Annotated in this window: 17 protein-coding genes; 4 read left to right on the top strand and 13 right to left on the bottom strand. The window is 62.1% G+C overall.

The annotated features are described in order from the left end of the window. Nucleotides 1-96: 96 nt before the first annotated feature. The gene (locus AC2A04_RS14195) at nt 97-2,301 is read right to left on the bottom strand and encodes a TonB-dependent receptor (protein ID WP_484213006.1); all 2,205 of its coding nucleotides are present in this window, start codon (nt 2,299-2,301) and stop codon (nt 97-99) included. Nucleotides 2,302-2,718: 417 nt separating this feature from the next. Then, on the bottom strand, nt 2,719-3,342 hold the full coding sequence (locus AC2A04_RS14190; RefSeq protein WP_484213005.1) for a TetR family transcriptional regulator C-terminal domain-containing protein: 624 nt from the start codon (nt 3,340-3,342) through the stop codon (nt 2,719-2,721). 61 nt (nt 3,343-3,403) lie between these two features. Here AC2A04_RS14190 and AC2A04_RS14185 point away from each other — a divergent pair, with 61 nt between their 5' ends. Both AC2A04_RS14185 and AC2A04_RS14180 read left to right on the top strand, forming a co-directional pair. Further along, nucleotides 3,404-4,258 carry a 3-keto-disaccharide hydrolase gene (locus AC2A04_RS14185; protein ID WP_484213004.1) on the top strand — a complete coding sequence of 285 codons (855 nt, stop codon included), beginning with the start codon at nt 3,404-3,406 and terminating at the stop codon, nt 4,256-4,258. A 17-nt stretch (nt 4,259-4,275) separates the two neighbouring features. Continuing rightward, nucleotides 4,276-5,187, top strand: coding sequence for a sugar phosphate isomerase/epimerase family protein (locus AC2A04_RS14180; RefSeq protein WP_484213003.1), 912 nt, complete (start codon nt 4,276-4,278; stop codon nt 5,185-5,187). Between the two features lie 146 nt (nt 5,188-5,333). Here the strand turns inward: AC2A04_RS14180 and AC2A04_RS14175 are convergent, their stop codons facing one another. Together AC2A04_RS14175 and AC2A04_RS14170 are read right to left on the bottom strand one after the other, a co-directional pair. After that, complete coding sequence (locus AC2A04_RS14175) at nt 5,334-7,472, bottom strand: outer membrane protein assembly factor BamB family protein (RefSeq protein ID WP_484213002.1); 2,139 nt, start codon at nt 7,470-7,472, stop codon at nt 5,334-5,336. A 253-nt stretch (nt 7,473-7,725) separates the two neighbouring features. After that, nucleotides 7,726-9,060 carry a cytochrome P450 gene (locus AC2A04_RS14170; protein ID WP_484213001.1) on the bottom strand — a complete coding sequence of 445 codons (1,335 nt, stop codon included), beginning with the start codon at nt 9,058-9,060 and terminating at the stop codon, nt 7,726-7,728. A gap of 219 nt (nt 9,061-9,279) precedes the next feature. On the opposite strand from AC2A04_RS14170, the gene AC2A04_RS14165 reads away from it, so the two are divergent. Next, nucleotides 9,280-9,954 carry a flavin reductase family protein gene (locus tag AC2A04_RS14165; protein ID WP_484213000.1) on the top strand — a complete coding sequence of 225 codons (675 nt, stop codon included), beginning with the start codon at nt 9,280-9,282 and terminating at the stop codon, nt 9,952-9,954. 5 nt (nt 9,955-9,959) lie between these two features. Here the strand turns inward: AC2A04_RS14165 and AC2A04_RS14160 are convergent, their stop codons facing one another. From AC2A04_RS14160 to styA, 6 genes are all read right to left on the bottom strand, one after another. Beyond that, complete coding sequence (locus tag AC2A04_RS14160; protein WP_484212999.1) at nt 9,960-10,553, bottom strand: TetR/AcrR family transcriptional regulator; 594 nt, start codon at nt 10,551-10,553, stop codon at nt 9,960-9,962. A gap of 38 nt (nt 10,554-10,591) precedes the next feature. Then, the gene (locus tag AC2A04_RS14155; RefSeq protein WP_484212998.1) at nt 10,592-11,170 is read right to left on the bottom strand and encodes a TetR/AcrR family transcriptional regulator; all 579 of its coding nucleotides are present in this window, start codon (nt 11,168-11,170) and stop codon (nt 10,592-10,594) included. A 275-nt stretch (nt 11,171-11,445) separates the two neighbouring features. Continuing rightward, entirely contained in the window at nt 11,446-13,968 is a 2,523-nt protein-coding gene (locus AC2A04_RS14150; RefSeq protein ID WP_484212997.1) for a TonB-dependent receptor, read from the bottom strand. Between the two features lie 146 nt (nt 13,969-14,114). Next, entirely contained in the window at nt 14,115-14,633 is a 519-nt protein-coding gene (styC, locus tag AC2A04_RS14145) for a styrene-oxide isomerase StyC (protein ID WP_484212996.1), read from the bottom strand. A 54-nt stretch (nt 14,634-14,687) separates the two neighbouring features. Further along, nucleotides 14,688-15,263, bottom strand: a complete 576-nt coding sequence (locus tag AC2A04_RS14140) for a flavin reductase family protein (protein ID WP_484212995.1) — start codon at nt 15,261-15,263, stop codon at nt 14,688-14,690. An 8-nt stretch (nt 15,264-15,271) separates the two neighbouring features. Beyond that, complete coding sequence (gene styA, locus AC2A04_RS14135) at nt 15,272-16,537, bottom strand: styrene monooxygenase subunit StyA (protein WP_484212994.1); 1,266 nt, start codon at nt 16,535-16,537, stop codon at nt 15,272-15,274. Nucleotides 16,538-16,640: 103 nt separating this feature from the next. Here styA and AC2A04_RS14130 point away from each other — a divergent pair, with 103 nt between their 5' ends. Beyond that, nucleotides 16,641-17,528, top strand: a complete 888-nt coding sequence (locus AC2A04_RS14130; RefSeq protein WP_484212993.1) for a LysR family transcriptional regulator — start codon at nt 16,641-16,643, stop codon at nt 17,526-17,528. A 3-nt stretch (nt 17,529-17,531) separates the two neighbouring features. Here AC2A04_RS14130 and AC2A04_RS14125 read toward each other — a convergent pair whose 3' ends face one another. The 3 genes from AC2A04_RS14125 to paaK are packed head-to-tail and all read right to left on the bottom strand — an operon-like array spanning nt 17,532 to nt 20,652. Further along, on the bottom strand, nt 17,532-18,986 hold the full coding sequence (locus tag AC2A04_RS14125) for an aldehyde dehydrogenase family protein (protein ID WP_484212992.1): 1,455 nt from the start codon (nt 18,984-18,986) through the stop codon (nt 17,532-17,534). Between the two features lie 49 nt (nt 18,987-19,035). Continuing rightward, nucleotides 19,036-19,335 (bottom strand): EthD family reductase, encoded by a 300-nt coding sequence (locus AC2A04_RS14120; RefSeq protein ID WP_484212991.1) that lies wholly within the window; start codon nt 19,333-19,335, stop codon nt 19,036-19,038. 12 nt (nt 19,336-19,347) lie between these two features. Further along, complete coding sequence (paaK, locus tag AC2A04_RS14115; RefSeq protein WP_484212990.1) at nt 19,348-20,652, bottom strand: phenylacetate--CoA ligase PaaK; 1,305 nt, start codon at nt 20,650-20,652, stop codon at nt 19,348-19,350.

Genomic DNA, 20,652 nt, shown 5'->3' with positions numbered 1-20,652 from the left:
ATCTGATCCGCTTGCGGGCGCGCGGCAGCAAGCGGCTTGATTCCTGGATTGGCCGAGGGGTGAGGGCAGGCGCTTTCACGCCCGCCCTCCTTTCCATCAGAACTTGATGCCGGCACGCACGCCATACTGGCGCGGATCGGCAAAGCTCGCGGTTCCGAAGAACCCGGCGGTCACGCCAGTCAGCGTGACCTCGTCTTCGAGGTTGTTGACGAAGCCGCCGATGTAGAAGCGGTCATCGGGCGCCGTGTAGGTCAGCGTCAGGTCGGTCTTGGTGAACGAGGGCTGGTAGAAGTAGACGAAGTTGCCCAGGTCGGTCAGATCATAGCTGCTGCTGAAGCGCGTCATCGCCGTGGCAACGACCTTACCGTCACCCACCGGCACGGTGTAGTCGAGACCGGCGGTCCAGGTCCATTCCGGGCTGCGGCTCAGCTTGCGTCCGCTGAAGTCGTAGCTCGGGTTCGGCACGAAGGTGTCGTAACGCGCGTTGAGGTAGTTGGCGCTCAGGTGCACCGAGAGCCGTTCGGTCGGACGCAGTTCGGCATCGAGTTCCACGCCATCGACCTTGGCCTTTGCCGCATTGCGCGTGACCTGGCACGGAAGGTCGCCGTTGGGACCGCAGATATTGGCCACCTGGCTCAACTGCAGGCCCGAGTAGTCGTAGTGGAACACGGTGGCGTTCAAGCGGAACGCATTGCTGAACTTGAGCTTCGCGCCAGCTTCGTAGGCAGTCAGCGTTTCGGGCTGATAGTAGAGCGCCGAAGCGGTCTGGTTGCAGCCCACGCCCTTGCCGACTTCGCAACCATCGTTGAAGCCGCCCGCCTTGTAGCCGGTCGAAACCGAGGCGAAGACGAGGCCCAGAGGGGTGTCGTAGTCGATACCGGCGCGCCACGTTAGCTTGTTGAACGTGCGCTTTGCACCGGTGATTTCGGCAGTGGTGCGGCTGAGGAAGTTGCCGACGTTGTAGGCATCGCCGATCGAGTCATAGAAATCGATGACCGTCGACCCGAAGCGCGACTTGGTATCGCTCGAATAGCGCAGGCCACCGGTGATCTTGAGTTCCGGCGACAGTTCGTAGGTCGCCTGACCGAAGACCGACTTGTTCTCCGAAATGGTCGGGTCGCGCAGGAATCCGAACGCGGTGTTCGGCCCGAGCAGGTTGAACAGCGACAGGACGATATTCGACCGTTCCTTGAAGTAGTATCCGCCGACCTGGGCCTGAAGAGGGCCATCATTGCTCAGGGCCAGACGAAGTTCGTGCGAGGTCTGCCAGTAATGGCCGGGGAACACGGCGGGCACGGTGCCGCGGCCATAATTCAGGACTTCGTCGCGATCGAACACGCGGTACGAACCGAGGTAGGTCACGCGGACCCCGCCCAGATCGTAGTTGATCTCGCCCATGATGCCGCGATCCTTGTTGTCGCGGTTGCTCTGCTGGACGACGGCGTTCGCGTAGGTGCGATATTCGCTGCTGCTGCGATCGCGGTAGGTCGGGCGCGTGCCGGTGGCGATGTTGGTAAAGAAGTTTTCGGGGAAGACGAAGCTGTCGGTCCGGCCCTTGGCGACGCTGTAATCGCCGACGAGATAGACGCTGAGATCGTTGCTGGGCTCCCACAGCAGCGACAACCTGCCCGCGACGTTGTTCTTGAACTTGTCGAAGGTGTTGTTGTCGGTGGCGTTGCCATCGATCACGAAGCTGTCGCGCTGGTCGACGTTCACGGCCGCACGAAGCGCGAGGTTCGATCCCAGCGGCAGGTTCACCGCACCGGTCGCGTTGATGTTGTTGTAGTTGGCGTAGCTTGCATCGACCGAGCCGCCGAATTCCATCTTCGGACGAGCCGAAATCACGTTGACGACGCCTGCGGTGGAGTTGCGACCATAGAGCGTGCCCTGGGGACCGCGCAGTACTTCGACGCGCTCGATGTCGAAGAACGAAACTTCCTGTGCCTGCGGACGCGCGATGTAGATGCCGTTGAGCATGAACGCGGCCGAGGGGTCGCCCTTCTCGGTGGCGTCGGTCGAGGTCACGCCGCGGATGGTGATCTGCACGCCGCCGTTGGCGCGCACGATCGACAGGTTGGGCACCGACGTTTCGAGCTGCGTGGGGTTGGTAATGCCCGACTTGGTCAGATCGGCGCCGCCGATGGCGGTCATGGCGATCGGGGTCTTCGACAGGAGTGATTCGGTCCTGTTGGCGGTGACGATGATGTCGCCCGAATCGACCTGTGCCTCGGCGTCCTGCGCCAGCGCCGGGTTAGCCATGAACGACAGAGTCATGGCGCTGCTCAGAAGTAGTTTACGCATGGATACACCTCTCCCTCAGACAGGCTTCCGGCGCACGCGCGGCCTTTCGGGTTACGTGTCCGCTGCCTGCAGATTGCTTGAAAATGTGATTGAAGCTGCGCCTGGCCCGCTCCCCTTGCGGCGCAGAAACTGTGTTGCCTGATCTTCGCACCTCGGGGCGTTGATTGCCCTGCTTCGTCAGGTGCTGCGCAACCGGGCAAGCCATGCTCGCCTGGCCTGCTGGCTTTTCTCACCCTCCCTCGTGTTGCTTCTCGAAAGTTTTATGAGATTAAACTTTCTCGGCGAGGCTGTAAACTCGATTGTTCGGCAGCGACTATGTGCCTTGCCGAAGTGTCGATGTTTGCAGCAGAAATTTGCTGTCAGCAGCGGGAAGGGGATTTGCGTGAATCGATTGCGGAACCGGCGCAATCGCCGGTTTCAGACCTGCCGAAGCTGGCCGATGACCGTCCGCAAGTGACCGGCAGAATCGATTCCGGGGTCAATCAGTGATTGCAGTTGCAAGCCGTCGGCCAGTGCGATCAGCAACCGGGCCTCGATGTCTGCATCGAACGAGGCGATCATCGTGCCGGCATCCTGCTCACGCCGGATGGCTCCGGCGAGATTGCATTTCACGCGCTCGAATCGCTCGTGAATGAAATCGTGCGCGGGGTGATTCGGGTCGACGGCTTCGGCCGCGAACGTCAGGTAGAGGTGGACGATGCCGGGCTGACTCTGGTTCTTGCCGATGGCCTCGACGTAGGCGTCGATGAAATCGTTGCCTGGCGGGTCGTTGATCGCGTGGCCCGACCTGACTTCGTCCCACCGGACGATCACCGCCATCATCAGATCTTCGCGGCTGCCGAAATAATAAAGGATATGGGCAGGTTCCATCTCCAGTGCCTGACCGATCGCGCGGAGCGAGGGATTGCGCAATTGCCCGTTGGCAAGTGCATTCATCACGCCGACGAGGATTTCCTCGCGCTTGGCATCGCCCTTCGAATAACCCGACGAGCGGCTGTCTCGCTTGCTGGTTCGCCCGGAGGAAACTTTGCTCTGGACCATTTTTTTAATTCCATTAAACATTCAACGAGACCCTAGGGTCCCATAACATGAAGGGACAGGAATGAAGCTGGAAACTTTCGACGACACGGGCTTTGTCAGCCTGTTCGACGGATCAAGCCTTGCAGGGTGGCACGCAGAGCCCCGAGTCTATGGATCGATCTATCCGGGTGGGCCCGGGCTTGATGGATTTTTCAGGGAGCGCGGCGTGACGCCGCCGGTCGAGCCCGAAAAGCACCCGGCCGTCTGGCATGTCGAGGATGGCGCGATCGTCGGCCAGCAGGGCACGCCCGGCTATGGCGGCTATCTGGTGAGCGACGAGGCCTTCGGCGATTTCGAGCTCGTGCTAGAGGCGCGGCCTGACTGGCCCGCCGATACCGGAATCATGCTGCGCCGCAAGTTTCAGGACTGGACCGGCTATCAGGTCCTGCTCGATCATCGCGAATCAGGCGGGATCGGCGGATTCTTCGGCAATGGGCTCGCCAGTTTTTCAGCGGTGCCTTTCGCTGTCAGGGCAAAGCGCGATGCCGAAGGCAACGTGATCGGGATCGAGGCCGACGATCCGGCAACCTCGATGGAGCCGGTGACCCCCGAAAAGATCGCGCGCCTGACCTATGCCGGTGCGGTCGAAGACTTCCTGGCGGTGTGGAAGTGGGACGACTGGAACGAAATCCGCATCCGCTGTGTCGGCGCGCTGCCGGTGATCACGACATGGGTCAACGGTCTCAAGATTGCCGAGATCGACGCCGCCACGCTCGATTCCCCCGATTACGATCCGCAGGGCGTGCTCGATTACCTCGGTCCCCGGGGGCACATCGCGCTCGAGGTTCATGACAACGACGCCTTCTTCGGGGAATCCCGCTGGGGGAAAGGCGCGCAGTGCCGCTGGCGCGCGCTGCGCATCAAGCCACTTGATTGACGAACGGAACAAAAGACATGCCACAACTTGCCGTATCGAGCTTCTGTTTGCACAGCGAACTGGGTCCGATCTCCATCGAACGTCGTGATGAACATGGCACGATGCGCCCGCTCACATTCGATTTTCCGCATCTCCACACACTCGAGCAGTTCGTCGGCCTCGTGCCCGAGCGCCTTGGCGTGAGCGCGGTGGAACTGTGCCAGATCCAGTTCGACTCGCATGACCCGGCGCGCATCGCGAGCGTGCGTGCCGCGCTCGACGCGGCCGGGGTCCGCCTTTTGACTCTTCCGATCGATCTGGGCGACTTCGGTGGCGCAGGCCCGGATGAGCGCGCAGCCGACGAGGCGCGCACGATAGAGTGGTTCAATATCGCGCGCGAACTCGGTGCGCGGTTCGTGCGTGTCAACGCAGGGACTCCGGGCAGCACGCTCGATGCTGGCGCGCGTCCGGCGCTGGTCGAAACGCTGCAACGACTGGGCGACAAGGCCAATGAGCTTGGCCTCACCCTGCTCGTGGAAAACCATGGCGGCACCAGTTCGGACCCGGTGTTCCTTGCCGGCCTGCTTGACGAAGTCGGTTCCGACCGCCTCGGGCTGCTGCTCGACGTCGGCAATCTCGAACCGCTGGTCTCGCTGTCGAACGCACGGTTTTCCAATGCCGATGTCGACGACACGGGCCTCGATTTCGAACCGCTCTACGAAAGCATCGCGGCACTGGCGCCCTATGCCAAGCTGGTTCACGCCAAGTCGGTCGATCCGGCAAGCGACGGGCGCCCGCTACCCGATCTTGCCCGCGCGTTCTCGATCTTGGCCGATGCGGGCTATGCAGGGGATGTCAGCATCGAATGGGAGGGCCGGCTTGGCGACCCGTGGGAGCAGACCGCAGGCGTTGTCGCGAAGGTGCGCGCGGCCTTTCCGCATCTGAACTGATCAGCCCTTTTTGGGAACAGGCAGGTCCGGAGAGCTGCCGCATGCGTCTCTCCACCTGCCCCGCGCCGGGTCTATCCTCCCTTGACCCGGCCGGTTAGCCCCAGGTTGCCGCAACCGGCGCCTGGGGCTTTTCCGTTACCGAAGGCCTACTTAACTATCGGCGTGGCGGGCAAGGCGTAGGCGACATAGGCCGAACCCTGCGGTCCAGCACGATTGCGCGCGCCGCTGGCTGCTATGACGACATATTGCCGGCCGCCGGCCATGTAGGTGATCGGCGTTGCATTGCCCGCAAACGGGAGCTTCGCTTCCCACAAGACGCGGCCGTTTGCCGGATCGAAGGCGCGAAAAGCCTGGTCGTAGATCGTGGCGCCGATGAACAGGACGCCGCCTGCGGTGAGCAGGGGCCCGCCATAGTTCTCGGAGCCCGTATCAGGTTCGCCCGCCTTGGCCAGTTCAGGGTAGCGCCCCAGCGGTACGCGCCAGAGTGTGCGCCCGTCGTTCATGTCGATCGCGCTCAAGGTTCCCCATGGCGGAACCACGGCCGGGTAACCCTGCGGGTCGACGAAGCGGTGGTATCCGGTGAAGACATAGCGCGATCCGACAGCGCTCTTCCTCTGGGCCACCATTTCGCCACGGGTCTCGGCCGGCGGTTGCCTCAAGTAGTCCGCGATTGCGAGCAGGCGCTCCTGCCCGAGGTGCGCAAAGGCAGGCATGCGCCCCCTGCCGCCCGCGATCACGCCAAAGACGGTGCCGTCGATGTTGCGCGCCATCACGCCTTGCAGTGAGGGGAAGGCGGGGGGCGAGCCCTTGCGGTCGAGGCCATGACAGGCCGCGCAATGCTCCTGATACAGCGCTTCGCCGCTACCGCTGCCTGCGGTCGATGCGGGCGTGAGCATACCGGTCCATGGCACGTCGTTGGCGTTGACGAAGAGCACGCCCTTTGCCGGATCGACTGCCTGGCCGCCCCATTCGGCACCGCCGTCAAAGCCGGGGAAGATCACGGTCGGCTTGTCAGTCGAGAAGGGCACGAACGGTCCATCGCTGCGCATCCCGGCAAAGTCCTGCGCCACGGCACGCGCGGCTTCGGGCGTGCGACGGGTAAGCATATCGGCGGTGAGGCGCTGGCGCGCGAAGGGTGCGGGCAGGAGCGGCACGGGCTGTGTCGCCCAGGCTTCCTCGCCGGGGATCGTGCTTGCCGGAAACGCCTTTTCCTCCACCGGGAACAGCGGCTTGCCGGTCACGCGGTCGAACAGGAAGAGCAGGCCCTGCTTGGTCGCCTGGGCCACGGCGTCGATGCGCTTGCCGCCGTGGGTGACTGTCAGCAGCACGGGCGGGCTCGGCAGATCGCGGTCCCAGATGTCGTGGTGGACGATCTGGTAGTGCCACAGGCGCTTGCCGGTGGCGGCGTCGAGCGCGACGAGCGAATTGGCAAAGAGGTTGGCGCCCTTGCGATCGGCGCCGTAGAAATCGTCGACCGCAGAGCCGGTGGGCACGAAGACGATGCCGCGCTTTTCGTCCACGACCATGCCGGCCCAGGCGTTCGCCGCGCCTGCGGTTTCGAGCGCGCCGGGAGCCCAGCTTTCGCTGCCGAACTGGCCGGGCCGTGGCAGCAGGTCGAAGGTCCAGCGCAAGGCGCCCGTGCGCACATCGTAGGCGCGCACCGCGCCGGGCGCGGCAGGCTTGGATTCCGATGAGCGGAACCCGACGATGATCGTGTCCTGCCAGATCACGCCGGGGCTGGTCATCGCCAGGGGCAGGGATGCGGTGTTGGCGTCCGAGCCTGTGCGGGCAAGGCCCGCGCGCATGTCGATCCGGCCATCCTCGCCGAAGTCGCCCACGCTTCTGCCCGTTGCCGGATCAAGCGCGAAGAGCCAGTGCCCGATCCCGACGAGCAGGCGCTGCTGCGCGCCGTGCCGCCAGAACGTGAGGCCGCGCACCGGCTGCTCATCGGCATCGCTGACGGGGTGGGTCCACAGGACGCGACCGTTCGCGGGATCGAGCGCGACGATCTCCTGTTTCGCGGTGACCGCAAAGAGCCTGCCATCGACGACAATAGGTGAAGTATGCATGCCACCAGTGCCCGCATCGTACCGCCAGGCAAGCTGAAGCTGCGAGACGTTCTGGGCGGTGATCTGAGAGAGCGCCGAGAAGTGGCTGCCGCCGGCGTCTCCGCCGTAGACGGGCCAGTCGCCCGGACGGTCTGCGGTGCCGGCAACAAGATGGGCCGCCGTGAGCAACGCTGCCGCACCTGCCAGCCACGGCGCGCGGCTTGCGTGTTTGGCCAAGAATTTTCTCGCCACGGCCATGTGCCTTCTCTCCACCTGCTTATTATTTAACGTAGTAAAAAGTTGGGCGCTGGTTGGCAAAGCCTTTCACTGCGGTTTTATGTCGATAATATATCTTATGTTAAATGAAGTAGTCGCGTTCCAGGAGATCATGCTGCGTCCCACTGCCGAACGTCCGGCGGGTTCGTACCCCGATATTGCATGAGGCCGCACGCAGCACCCGCCGGACGCCCAACGCACCTGCGTTCGAGGTCTACCAGTGCACGTGCACGGCCGAGGGGCCGCGGAATGACAGGCTGGGTTCGTAATTGAACACCTGATCGCGATCGATCTTCATGCCTGGCATCCGCTTTACCAGCTGTTCGAGAAAAACCTTGATCTCGAGCCGTGCCAGCCCTGCGCCCACGCATAGATGAACGCCGTGGCCAAAGGCGAGATGCCTTTTGGCGTTGGCCCGGCACAGATCGACGTTGTCAGGATCAGGAAATTGCTCGGGATCGTGATTGGCCGCCGCCAGCATCAGAAGCATGCGCGAGCCAGCTGGAATGCGATGGCCACGCAATGTGGTGTCGCATGTGGCTACGCGTCGCCAACTGGTTACCGACGGGCGATAGCGCAACATCTCCTCGACCGCCTGGGGGATGATCTGCGGTTCCGCCACGAGGCGCTCCCACAAGCGGCGATCGCTCAGGAGCGTGTGGAGCGAGCTGGCAACGACGTTGGACGTCGTCTCGTGCCCCGCGACCAGCATGGTGAAGAGCATGCTCGCGATCTCGTTGGTCGACAGATCGGCAGGGTTTTCGCGATGATAGCGCACCAGATCGCCGAGAAAGCTGTCGGAGTCCTCGCGCATCATGGCGTCAACATGGTCCTCGCAGAACTTCCACATGGCGATCAGGCCCTCGGCCTCGTCCCACTGTTCGCTTTCGCTGCACCGGCCCCAGGTTAACCGGACCCGGTTTGCGGTCCACGCCTTGACGTCGGGGACACGATCGTCCGGGACGCCGACGAAGCGCATCCCGACGTGCGCCGGAAGGTCATAGGCAAACTCGCTGACCATGTCCGCGCGGCGAACCCCTGATTCATCGGGGCTCTTTGCCAGAAGCTTGTCGATGAAGCCGTCGGCAAGATCGCGAATCCATGGCTCGGCATCGGCAACGTGGCGCGTGCTGAAGGCGTTGGTGGCATGTCTGCGAATGCGCGCATGTTCCGGCGGATCAAGATTGGTGAGAACGGGGTTCATCCGAAAGCCGCTTTCGCGCAGGCGCTGAAGCACCTGGGGCGACATCGGCGTGACCGCGCTCAGGGTGATGGCGGCGCTCCAGGTGGATGGATCCTGGAAAATCTGGCGCACGTCGTCGTAACGCGTCACCACCCAGTAATCGATCTCGGGACTGTAGAAGACGGGCTCTTCGCGCAGGGCGGTAGCAAGGAAAGGGTAGGGATCGTCAAGGAACGGGCGATCGAAGGGTGTGAATTGCGCCGCGACATGGCTGACCGGGCATTGGCCCTGGTCGCCTTCGGATCGCTTCCTGCCGGTGTCGAACTGCGCCGCAGCGCCGTCTTCGAGATGCAATGATGCACTCACGCCTGATCTCTCCTGCCCACCCAGCTTGCCATGCCGGTTGCTTAATACCATACACAAATGTATGTTAATCGAAAGGCGCCTGTAAAGGTAGAATTGCATCGGCAGGCTCTCCCCATCATGGCATGAGAGCAAGGCCGTTCGAAGTCGGGGCCGGACAGCGAAAGCGATCGCGTGACAGGTACGCAAAGTGCCAGGCGCCGACAGGGGAGGAAGTGGCTGATGTTCTACGAACCGGGCAGATCCGAACACGGACTGCCGCATGATCCGTTCAAGTCTTGCGTCGTGCCTCGACCGATTGGCTGGATTTCGACGCGCTCGCGCGATGGCGTCGACAACCTTGCTCCCTACAGCCAGTTCACAAACGTCAGTTTCGCGCCGCCGATGGTGATGTTCTCGGCCAACCAGACCACCGAAGGCAAGCGCAAGGACAGCGTGATCAACGCCGAAGAAACCGGCGTGTTCGGCTGGAACATGGCGACCTGGGATCTGCGCGAGGCAGTCAATCTGTCGGCCCAGGAAGTTCCCCATGGACAAGACGAATTCGGTCTGGCCAACCTTGCAAAGATCGAAGCGCTCAGGATCTCGGCGCCACTGGTCAAGGACTCGCCGGTTCGCTTCGAATGTCGATATCTGCAGACGGTCCGACTGCCCGGTGAAGGCGTCATGGGCACGGTGGACGTCGTGTTCGGCCAGGTTATCGGCGTTCATGTCGAGGATGCCTTCCTGGCCGAAGACGGTCGCATCGATATCCTGCGTGCACGGCCAATCGCCCGTCTTGGCTATTACGATTATACCAGCGTCGATTCCCTGTTTCAGATGGTCATCCCAGGATCGGAAAAGCTTCTGGCAGGGCTGGAAGGGTCAGCGGCCAAGGCAGCGCGCGAGCCTGGATGACTGGGTCAGTCGGCGATGCGTCCTTCGGCAAGAACGACGATTGCATCGACGATATCCTGCGCGCCGCGTTGATCGGGAAACGTGGGCGCGACGCGCATGAAGCTGTTCGCCAGCCTCGCTCGGGTCCGGGCAGCCTCCTCATCGAAACCCATCTCCGCAAACAGCCGGGCGAAGTAGCGCAGCCTCAACCCGTCTACCTCGTCAAGCGCCTGCCGGGCGCGAGGATCGGACCGCCCCCATTGCCGGATCGCGAACTCGACCAGTTGGCCCGGATCCTTCTCGCTGCGGTCGAAGGCGATCGCGATGAGCGAGCGCAAGCGCTCGAACGGAGCGAGGGGCCTTGCCTCGAGCCGTTCTATCAAGGCAAGCGTCGAGGTCTGGCGCCATTGCTCGAGAATACAGCCCAGAAGGGCATCGCGATTGGCGAAGTGCCAGTAGAAACTCCCTCGCGAGATGCCGAGTTGCCGCGCCAGACTGTCGATGCGGACTGCGTCGACCCCTTGGCGGGCCAGGACCTTCTGCGCCGCGCGAATCCATGATTTCTCGTCGACCTTGGCCGGCGCGCCGCGCTTCTTCGGAATCGGCGGGGAACTGTTCAAGAAAGAGTCCGGTCCTAAAGGGGCAGCCGACGGCCTGTCTACCTCACGATCAGGGCGTTCGCCATGTCAGCAATGTCACGCGAGGCGAGCGCTCCGGCAGGATCGAACCAATTGCCGGTCCAGTTTATCATGCCGAACAGGAGCATCGTCAATGACCGGCCCCTCGCCTTGTCCGTCGCCAGATCGGGCCTGATCTCGCAAACGATGGCCTGGAAGGCATCAAGAATTTGCCGCTGCTTGGCCACAATGCTGCTCCGCCGGTCGTCAGGCAAGTTGAGCAGTTCGTTCAGAAGGACTTTCTGCCTCGACGAAGCATCAACATATTCTTCCATGAACCGGACTAGCAAGGAATGCAGGCGGTCCTTGGCATCGGCCTCGCGGTCCAGTTCCTCGGCGACGATCGCGACCAGCCTGTCGATGTGCGACACCATAACCGCATACAGAACATCTTCTTTTGACGGATAGTAATGGTAAAGCAAAGACTTGGACGCGTCACATGCCTTTGCGATCTCAGACACCGAGGTGCCGAGAAAGCCTTTTTCAGCGAACAGGACCGCAGCCTTCTCAACAATCGCTTCGCGGCGTTCTTCGTAATCTGCCGCCTGTGTTCTTGCCATCTACCATCAGTCCCTAACGCATGGCGACCGGCGCTGCCTCCATGGGAATGCGACGCGGAGCACGGTTACAACTAGCAGTACCGCGACCGCAAAAACACCCGTCAAGCGCACGGGTCGGGACAATTTTCCGTACGGGCTAGTCGGCAACGGGCTTGGTCGCCCGTCGAGCCACCTGTAGCTACCACGTGCGGCCTGCTGGTTGGAGCACGCCACGAAAAAAAGCGCCACCCGGATGGATCACCCGGATGGCGCAGTCGCATTCCCCGGAGGGTGGATCAGAACTTTCTGGTGGCAGAAACTCCCCAGGTGCGGGGCATGCCGGCGTAGCGAACAAGGCTGTCCTGGTTCAATTGCACGCTGTTCCAGTAATACTTGTTGCCGATGTTCTTGACGAACAGCTCGACTTCATAGCCGTCGCCGCTGTTTGCCAGATTGAGGCTGGCATCGAAGAGCGTGTATTCGTCTATCTTGAACAGCCGGTCGCCTTCGAGATCGCCGCGCGCCTTGCTGGTGTAGCGCCCGGAAAGGCTGAAGCGGCCACTGATCTTGTCCGAGAGTTCAAAACGGTAATTGACCGTCGCGCTTGCCTGGACCTTGGGCGTGAACGGGAAGCTTGCGCCCTTGAAATCGCGCGCCACGCCGAAGTCGTTGAAGCCCTGGTACTTGTCGATCTTGGCATCGATGTAGGTCGCGGCCAGTTGCAGGTCGATGGCATCGCCCATCGGAATGGCCACATCGCCCTCAAGCCCGAAGATGTGCGATTCGGGGATGTTCTTGATGCTGTTGAGCGTGACATAGACCGGGTCAGGCGTGTTCACGAACAGCTGCTTGTCGCGGTAGTCATAGTAGAACACGGCACCGTTGACGCGGAAGCCGGGCGCAGGGTTGGTCTTGAAACCGGCTTCGTAGGCCCGGACCTCTTCCTGACGCGCCGGATCGTACTGGGGTGCCACGTTCGCGTCGATGTTCGGGAAGGCACCGGACTTGAACCCGCGCGCGGCCGAGGCATAGATCAGCACGTTGCTGTTGACGCGGAAGTCGAGACCGAGGCGGCCGGAGAGGTTCTTCTCGTCGAGCGTCTTGCGCACCACGCCCTGCTGATTGTTGCCGAACGGAACGAGCGCCGCCAGGTACGTCACGCAGCCGCCGGGAGGCACGTTGGCACCGAACGGCGTGGCATAGTTGAAGAAGGCATTCCACGAAGCGGCGATCGAATTGTCGCCCTGATCGCGCGAGCAGCCAGCGAAGGTGGTATTGTCCTTGGTGTAGCGCAGACCGAGCGTGACCGAAAAACGATCGGTGGCCTTGTATTCGGCCTGTCCGAACAAGGCTTTGGAGGTCACCTTTTCATCGATCGTGTTCGCCCAGTCACGGAAGCCCCAGATGATGTCCTCGCGTTGGGCTGTCGTCAGGGTCGGAGGAGCGGTAAGTGCACCGAAAGAACGGACAAGCGACACGGTGCTGATCGAGGCTCCCCAGCTGCGGTCGTTTTCCTGGATCTTGTCGTGGGCGTAGAACAGCCCGGCGATCCAGTTCAGGTCGCCGCTCTTGCCAGTGAGGCGAAACTCCTGCGAGAACGACTTTAGGCTGCTGCGTGCGGCGAAGATCGCGTTTTCGATTTCCCAGCCGGCCGCATCGGTGCCCTCGCGGCGCTTAAGGTCCGAATAGTTGGTAAGGCTGGTCAGGGTGATCTTGTCCGTCAGATCGAATTCGGCGCGAAGGGCACCCGAGATCATTTCGTTCTGCTTGCGGAAGTCGAGCGGTGCGGGCGTCCAGTTCTTTCCGCCGACGGTGCCTCCCCAAGGCAGGTTCTGCGCAACCCAGTTGGCCTGTGTGGCCTTTGTCGGGGTATAGGCCTGATCGAAGATCTGCGGCGGCACGTTGAAGGCCACGGCATCGGCTTTCCACTGCTCCACGGTGGTGTGGCCAAAGAACGCGATGTAGCCCTTGGGCAGAACTGCGATTGCCTGCGCTGCTTGGGTATCGGAATTGTCGCGCCACCAGTTGACCGTGGCGAGGAAGCGGGCGCTGGAAGAAGGTTCCCATGCCAGCGACAGGCGCGCGGCCGCCTTGTCTACCTTGCCCAGCCTGTCGCCCGGGCGCGAAACGCTTTCCTGCCAGCCCTTGTCGGCCTTCTGGATGGAGAAGGCGAGACGACCGTCGAGGTTGGGCGCAATGCCGCCGTTGATGAACCCGTCGACGCCATAGGACTCGTAGCTGCCGTAGTTGAGCCTCACTTCACCCGAATTCTCCGAGGTCGGCTTGCGCGCGATGAGGTTTACCAGGCCACCCGTGGTGTTGCGGCCATAGAGTGTCCCTTGCGGGCCCTTGAGCACTTCGACACGCTCAAGATCGAAGGACAGCCCTTCTGTCATGATCGGATAGGGGTAGGCCACTTCGTCGAGATAGACGCCGACGGGCGATGAGGTCGACATGTTCGGCGTGTTGAAGCCGACGCCGCGCAGAGTGTAGATCGGCGGGCCGCGGAACGACTTTGCGACAGTGAAACCGGGGACCAGCGTGGCGATGTCGGACACGGTCCGGACGTTGGCCTGCTTGAGCTGTTCGGTGCCGAAAGCCGAGATCGACAGGCCGATGTCCTGCGTGCGCTGGCTGCGCTTTTGCGCCGTCACGACGATGTCACCGAAGGCAACCGGAGCTTCCGGCTGAGTTGCGGCAGATGTACTGTCTGCGGGCGCTGCCTGAACGTCCTCGGCATGCGCGGCCCCTGCACTGATGGCGAGCGGAACAAGCGAGACTGTCGACACCAGGCGACGGATGAAGCGAGTATTTTTCATTTTTTCCTCCCCATTTGCACGATCCGGTGTTCCGGACGCATTTGTGGTTGAGTGTGATGATCGATTGGTTAATCGACCAGACGGTTAATTAAACAGGTATGGAAGTTCGTCTGTGCTTTGAGAAGCATCAGGCTCACTTCGCAGGATTAGTTGCGTCGGGCTTGCCGGATCGCCGCAAAGCCGATCATGATCAGTGCAATCATGGCCAGCACGCCGAAGAGGTAAGCGGGTGCGAGTGCAAGGAAGCTGAAAATGTCGGCCTCTCCCATGCGGCTCGACGCGAATGCCAGCCCCCGGTTCGGTGAAAAGTTGCCGAAGAAGTAGAAGCCGGTGTTGGACCAGCCATCAAGCAAGATGATCCAGCCAAGGCGGCTCGCTGTCTTCTCCGAAAAGTCGAGCAGGGGCAGGATGAACGCAACGCCGATGACCATCAGGCCGTTCATCACTGGCCCAGTGTGGGCACGCTGCCAGCCGGCTTCCGAACCCGGAAGGTTGATGCTGATGATATGGCCCGGCACGATCTCGAACCCGCCAAGCAGGAAGATCCAGAGCCCCAGGCCGCCGACCAGTGCCATGAAAATCATCAGGGCACCATGACCGACCATTGTCCGGCGCAATGCGATTGCGGCGGGCGTTATTCCTGCGTCCGAAATATCCTGTGCCATCTCCGTTCCCTCTCGTTATTATTAATTGTTTTATTTATATTTTCTTGTGCGAACTCAACTTGCCTGACGCACTTTCGGTTCGTGAAATTCGCGAGCGAAATAGATCAGCGGTCGTGCTTCGCTTCGCCGGATCTGCTGCACCTCGCCGAAGAATACATCGTGCGATCCCACGGCATGCATGTGCGAAACCCGGCATTCGAGGTTGACGAGCGCGCCTTCGAGGAAGGGGACGCCTGCATTGCTTGTATCCCGCCAGTCGCCATGCCTGAAGCGGTCGGCCCCGCTCAGCCCGTCCATCCCGGCAAAGACCCTGGCGATCTGCTCTTGCGCCGTGGCCAGAACGTTGACCGAGAAGTGGCCGGCGTCCGCGATCATGCGGCCCGTGCCGGTGTTGCGATTGACGCAAGCGAGGATCGTTCCGGGTGAATCGGTGACCGAACAGACCGCCGTGGCTGTGACACCCCGGCGATCGCCGTCAAGCGCGGTGGCGATCACGCTGACACCAGCGGCGAGTTGGCCGAGCGCCTGGCGAAACTCGTCAAGCGGAACTGCACGGACCGGCTCCGGCGGGGCATTTTGCGCAAGGGTGGTCACGACACGTCCAGCCTTCCATTCACGGAGTTCAGGCACGCCTGCATTCAAGCTGCGACCGCTTCGGGGAGGGTTTCAGCCGGCATGCGCGCCCCGATCCACGAGACCGTGCGTTCGGCACTGGCGAAGCAATCCCACTGCTTGTCCGGTGCGTCAAAATTGGTCGTGAATTCGTCGGCCATCGATGGGTGCTGCGAGATGGCGCCGATGAACTGCATCAGTTCGGGAGAGCCTTCCTTGAGGTGGCGCAGCATGAAGTTGGTCCAGCGGGTGGCGGCCAGAACACGGTCGGACCGCGCGGCATCGAGCTTCTCGACGAACCGGGCGTCGAACACTTCATTGGCCAGGATCTGTTCGCCAAGCCGGATGGCAGCGTAGGATGCGGCATTCGCCCCCTGCCCCAGCACCGGATCGACCACGGCGTGAACGTCGCCCAGCGCTACCGCCAGCGTCCCGTTGTCAAGGAATGCGTTCGTCTTGCGGACAGTTGGCGTGACCGCACCCTGCAGAAGATCGAGCGCTCCGTTGGCGAGATCGAATTCATCCCGGTTGATGCGTTCCGCGCAGGTGGGATAGAACTTCTGCAGCTTTTCGAAGAGAAGGTCGAGGAAAGCCTCGCGGTCATCTTCGTAGCGGGTCTTGGAAAGCACTTCCAGTTCGGCACCGATGTGGTTCTCGATCACCAGGGCGGTGACCATGCCGCCGAACGAGTAGGTCGGAATTTCGATCATCTCGCCCATGCCGGGGGCGAAGTACATCGTGACGGCCCGGGTCGCGGGCTCGGCAATGCCCTTGAACAGACCGCAGCACAGCGCCCGCTGCGGGCGATCGAACGGCGAGTGCGTCGGATCAGGATCGAACATGCGACCCAGCGGTCCCTTGCCGGTCGAAACGACCAGTAGGTCGAACTGCTCGCCCAGCGTCGCAACATCGTCGTGCTCGATTTCGCCATAGACGATCTTGCCGCCGCGGCTTTCGAAATCGCGCATCAGGGCGGGCTGGTAGATGCGATAATCGACCGCGCGGCTCGGATTGCGGAGTTCGCCGTAGAACTCGAGCGGCTGAGGCGTTCCGATGTAATAATAGTGGCCAAAGTAGCCCATCTGGTCAGTCGGCCAATGGTTCACGCCCAGCGCCGTCTCGCTGGCGATCGTGGTTGCGTGATGCGCCACGGTGTTGAGCAAGCGTCCCGAAGCAATCTGCTCGGGCGTCTTGTCGCTGAAGATGGTGGCGTCGACGCCATTTTGTTGGAGATAGAGACCGAGATGCAGCCCGGCGGTCCCCGACCCGATGATGCCAATTCGCTTCGACATTGCCAACTCCTCTCGATTCTCTTGCTAAAAGGGGTTTACCGACCGATCGTTCAGTCGTAAATTTCCATTTCGGGATATGACATATTCCATTTGGAATTAATCAATGGACAGCATCGAAGCCTACACCGCTTTCGCACTCCTTTTGCAGCACCGCAATTTTTCCGCGGTCGCACGCAAGATGGGCATTTCGCAGTCTACCGTCAGCAAGCACATCGCCTCGCTGGAACAGGCATTCCAGCTGCAACTGTTCGTGCGCAACACGCGAAGCGTATCACCCACTATCGAAGCAAACCGCTTGAGCGAGCATGTCGAGCAACTGCTGGAATCGCTCAAGGCCGTGCGCGCGTCGGCAGCAGGGCAGACTCCCGATCTGGACGGGGAGCTGCGACTGGCCATGCCCGCCGATTTCGGCCGCATGCGCATCATGCCGCTGGTGCCTGAATTCCTGGCGCTTCATGGCGCGCTGACGCTCAAGGTGACGATGGTGGACAATGCCCAGCACCTGGCACCCGATCAGCACGATCTGACGATTACCACATCGGTGCCCTCGACAATGTCGCTGATCAAGCGGACACTCAGGATCTACCCGCGGCAGGTGGTCTGCAGCCCGGAATATCTCGCTCGCCATGGCGAGCCGCAGGTTCCGCTCGATCTTGAAAACCATACGGTGATGGTTCCGACCGAACTGGGCCGCGATATCGTCGACTTCGATTCTGACGATGGGCGTCAGCGCATCCGCGTGAACGGCACCGTCGAGACGAACGACGTCCAGACGGTCTACGATTTTGCGCGCAAGGCCCTGGCCATCGGCATCGTGCCGTCGTGGCTCTGCGCCGAGCACACCGCAGAGGGAAGCATGAAGCGCCTGCTGACCGACTACTACCTGCCGCCGGTCGAGGTATCGATCGTTTACCCTCCGACAAGCTTCCTGTCGCGGCGAGCCCGCCTGTTCATCGACTTTCTCGTCGCAAGGCTCGCCCCGAGCAGGTAGCGGTCAAAGAACGAGCGTTGTGACCTTTTCTTCGGTGCAGGCGTCGATGCCGCTGATGCCCAGCTCGCGGCCGATGCCGCTGGACTTGAAACCGCCCCAGGGCAGCGCCGGGTCGATCGTGGCCCATCCGTTTACCGAAACGGCGCCGGCGCGGATCTGACTGGCCGTAGTCAGCGCGCGGCTGAGATCGCTGGTCCAGATCGTGGCGGCAAGGCCATAAACCGTTGCATTGGCACCGCGCACGGCCTCGGCGTCGTCGTCGAACGGGATGATGCAGCCAACCGGACCGAAGATTTCCTCGGCCACGATCTTCATGTCCTGCTGCACGCCGTCAAACAGGGTCGGACGGTAGAAGTATCCATCCTGCCCCTCAACCGGGCCGCCGGTGATCATGCGCGCGCCATCGGCAATTCCGGCCTTCACATAGCGATCTACCCGGTCGAACTGCCCGCGCGTGGCAAGTGCTCCCATGCCGACTTCTGCGACGGCCGGATCTCCGACCGTGATCCCGCTCGCGACCCCGGCAAAAGCTTCTGTAAACTTGCTCACGATCGAGCGATGCACGAAAATGCGCGTGCCCGCTGCGCAGACCTGCCCCTGGTTGAAGAAGAGACCCATGGCGCAGCCCTGGATCGCGCTGGACAAGTCGCAATCGGCAAACAGGATCTGCGGGGATTTGCCGCCAAGTTCCAGTGCCACCTTCTTGAAGTTCGAGGCGGCCGCGCGCATGATCGCCGCGCCGGTCTCGGGGCTTCCAGTGAAGCTGATCTTGTCCACGTCCTGGTGGCTGGCAAGCGCCGATCCGGCAATGCTCCCTTCGCCCGGAACGACGTTCACGACGCCAGCCGGGAAGCCGGCTTCGATGATCAGTTGCGCCAGGCGCAGGGCGGAAAACGGCGTCTGTTCCGCCGGCTTGATCACGCAGGTGCAGCCAGCTGCCAGCGCCGGGGCCAACTTCCAGGCCAGGATCATCAGCGGCGTGTTCCACGGCACGATCATGCCGATCACGCCCAGCGGCTCACGAGTGACGAACGAGTGAGTCTTGCGCCCGAAGTATCCCGGCGTTGGCACCACGCGACCCTCAAGCTTGTCCGCCCAGCCGGCATAGTACCGGAACGTCGCGACCGCGTTGGGCAGATCGAGTATCTGGGTCTCGCCGACTGGTCGCCCGATCGCCAGTGCGTCCATCGCGCCGAGTTCGGGCGCGTCGCGTTCGACAAGGTCGGCCAGGCGATGCAACAGCCGTCCGCGCTGTGCGCCGCTCATGGAATGCCACTCACCACCCTCGAATGCGGCGCGAGCTGCAGCGACCGCCCGGTCGATGTCACCGGCTGAACCCGAGCCAACGGACCCGACCGCCTTGAGACTGGCAGGGCTTGTCACCTCGAGCATTGCGCCATTCTCGGCCGCGACGTCGGATCCCGCGATATGCAGGGTGTTGAAGTTCCACACTGTCATTCTCCTTGAACCGCAGGATCAGTAACGCGCCTGCACGCGCCTGCCCGGCTCAGTCTTCGACAACCAGAAGCGAGACGCGGCCGCCGGTCAGGGCCATCACGTCGGAACCTGCAGCCCGGTTTTCTGGCGAGGCCATGGCAGCAGAAAACGCTGCCTTGTCCGCGAAGGTCATCGTCGCGATCATGTAGATGTCGTGCTTGCCAAGCATGACGTTGCTCACCCGGTCGACCGAGATCGACTGCAGGTGCGGGATGGCCTGCGCCAGCGGCAGATGGACGGCCGCGTAATGGGCATCGAATTTCGCCGGATCTTCGGGTGTATTGTAAACAGCGAGCAGCTTGACCGTCATGTTCGATCCCTTTCAGTTCCTGGGGCGATTGTCCGTGATGCGTGCAGCCTTGCCTTCGAAGCGCTTGAGCGTCCCGGGCTGACAGACCTCAATCCGTGTGGAAATACCGATCATCGTCTTGATGAGGTGCGACAGTTCACCCGCCAAGGTCTTCCGGGCAGCTTCACCGGCAGTCTCGCGCGCTTCGACTTTCAGCTCGATCACGTCCATACGGTCGGGGCGCGTGATCACGATTTCGTAGTGTGGGGAAAGTCCGTCAACCTTGAGGATCTGCTCCTCGATCTGCGACGGAAACACGTTGACGCCGCGAATGATCAACATGTCGTCAGATCGACCGACGATCTTCTGGATGCGCCGCATCGGTCCGTTCGTGCCGGGCAGCAGCCGTGTCAGGTCTCGGGTGCGATAGCGAATGATCGGCATTGCCTGCTTCGTCAGCGAAGTGAACACCAGTTCGCCTTCTTCGCCGTCGGGCAAGACTTCGCCAGTCTCGGGATCGATCACTTCAGGCAGGAAGTGATCCTCCCAGATGGTTGGCCCATCGCGCGTGGCGGCGTATTCCTGGGCGACGCCTGGCCCCATCACTTCCGACAGGCCGTAAATGTCGACGGCAATGATTCCGGTGGCCTGCTCCATTTCCCGTCGCATCGCGTCGGTCCACGGCTCGGCGCCGAAAATGCCGATCTTTAGCGAGGTCGATCGCGGATCGATGCCGCGCTTCCGCATCTCGTCGATCAGGGTCAACATGTAGCTGGGCGTGACCATGATGATCTCGGGCTTGAAATCGCCGATCAGTTGTATCTGCTTCTCGGTTTGCCCTCCCGACATGGGAATGACCGTGCAGCCCAGCGCCTCCGCGCCGTAGTGGGCGCCAAGTCCCCCGGTGAACAGCCCATAGCCATAGGCCACGTGGATCTTCATGCCGGGCCGGCCCCCGGCGGCGTGGATCGAGCGCGCCACCAGCCCCGCCCAGGTCCGGATGTCCTCGTGGGTATAGCCCACGACGGTCGGCTTTCCGGTCGTGCCGGACGAAGCGTGGATACGCGAAACCTGGTCCATCGGGAGGGAGAAATACCCGAACGGATAATTGTCCCGCAGGTCCGATTTCATCGTGAAGGGAAACCTGGCGAGGTCATCGAGCGAATGCAGGTCATCGGGCGTGATGCCGGCGGCAGCACATTTGCTGCGATAGGCTGCATTGCCCTCCCAGCACGCGCGCACGCTGGCCTGCAGCCGTTCGAGCTGGAGTGCGTCCAGGGCGTTGCGATCGAGCCGCTCGTTGACCAGCAGCTCGCCTTCCGAAACCATCGTGCCCAT

Source organism: Novosphingobium sp. HNCC26DJ243 (genome assembly GCF_057180545.1).
The sequence above is the reverse complement of the archived record's forward strand: the minus strand, read 5'-3'. Positions and strand labels throughout refer to the sequence as shown.

Bases quoted from the DNA above. Each gene is read 5' to 3' on its own strand.
- AC2A04_RS14165 (WP_484213000.1), top strand. From the start codon at position 9,280: ATGTTCTACGAACCGGGCAGATCCGAACACGGACTGCCGCATGATCCG.
- AC2A04_RS14185 (WP_484213004.1), top strand. From the start codon at position 3,404: ATGAAGCTGGAAACTTTCGACGACACGGGCTTTGTCAGCCTGTTCGAC.
- AC2A04_RS14130 (WP_484212993.1), top strand. From the start codon at position 16,641: ATGGACAGCATCGAAGCCTACACCGCTTTCGCACTCCTTTTGCAGCAC.
- styA (WP_484212994.1), bottom strand. From the start codon at position 16,537: ATGTCGAAGCGAATTGGCATCATCGGGTCGGGGACCGCCGGGCTGCAT.
- styC (WP_484212996.1), bottom strand. From the start codon at position 14,633: ATGGCACAGGATATTTCGGACGCAGGAATAACGCCCGCCGCAATCGCA.
- AC2A04_RS14195 (WP_484213006.1), bottom strand. From the start codon at position 2,301: ATGCGTAAACTACTTCTGAGCAGCGCCATGACTCTGTCGTTCATGGCT.
- AC2A04_RS14190 (WP_484213005.1), bottom strand. From the start codon at position 3,342: ATGGTCCAGAGCAAAGTTTCCTCCGGGCGAACCAGCAAGCGAGACAGC.
- AC2A04_RS14155 (WP_484212998.1), bottom strand. From the start codon at position 11,170: ATGGCAAGAACACAGGCGGCAGATTACGAAGAACGCCGCGAAGCGATT.
- AC2A04_RS14150 (WP_484212997.1), bottom strand. From the start codon at position 13,968: ATGAAAAATACTCGCTTCATCCGTCGCCTGGTGTCGACAGTCTCGCTT.
- AC2A04_RS14120 (WP_484212991.1), bottom strand. From the start codon at position 19,335: ATGACGGTCAAGCTGCTCGCTGTTTACAATACACCCGAAGATCCGGCG.
- AC2A04_RS14180 (WP_484213003.1), top strand. From the start codon at position 4,276: ATGCCACAACTTGCCGTATCGAGCTTCTGTTTGCACAGCGAACTGGGT.
- AC2A04_RS14125 (WP_484212992.1), bottom strand. From the start codon at position 18,986: ATGACAGTGTGGAACTTCAACACCCTGCATATCGCGGGATCCGACGTC.
- paaK (WP_484212990.1), bottom strand. From the start codon at position 20,652: ATGGGCACGATGGTTTCGGAAGGCGAGCTGCTGGTCAACGAGCGGCTC.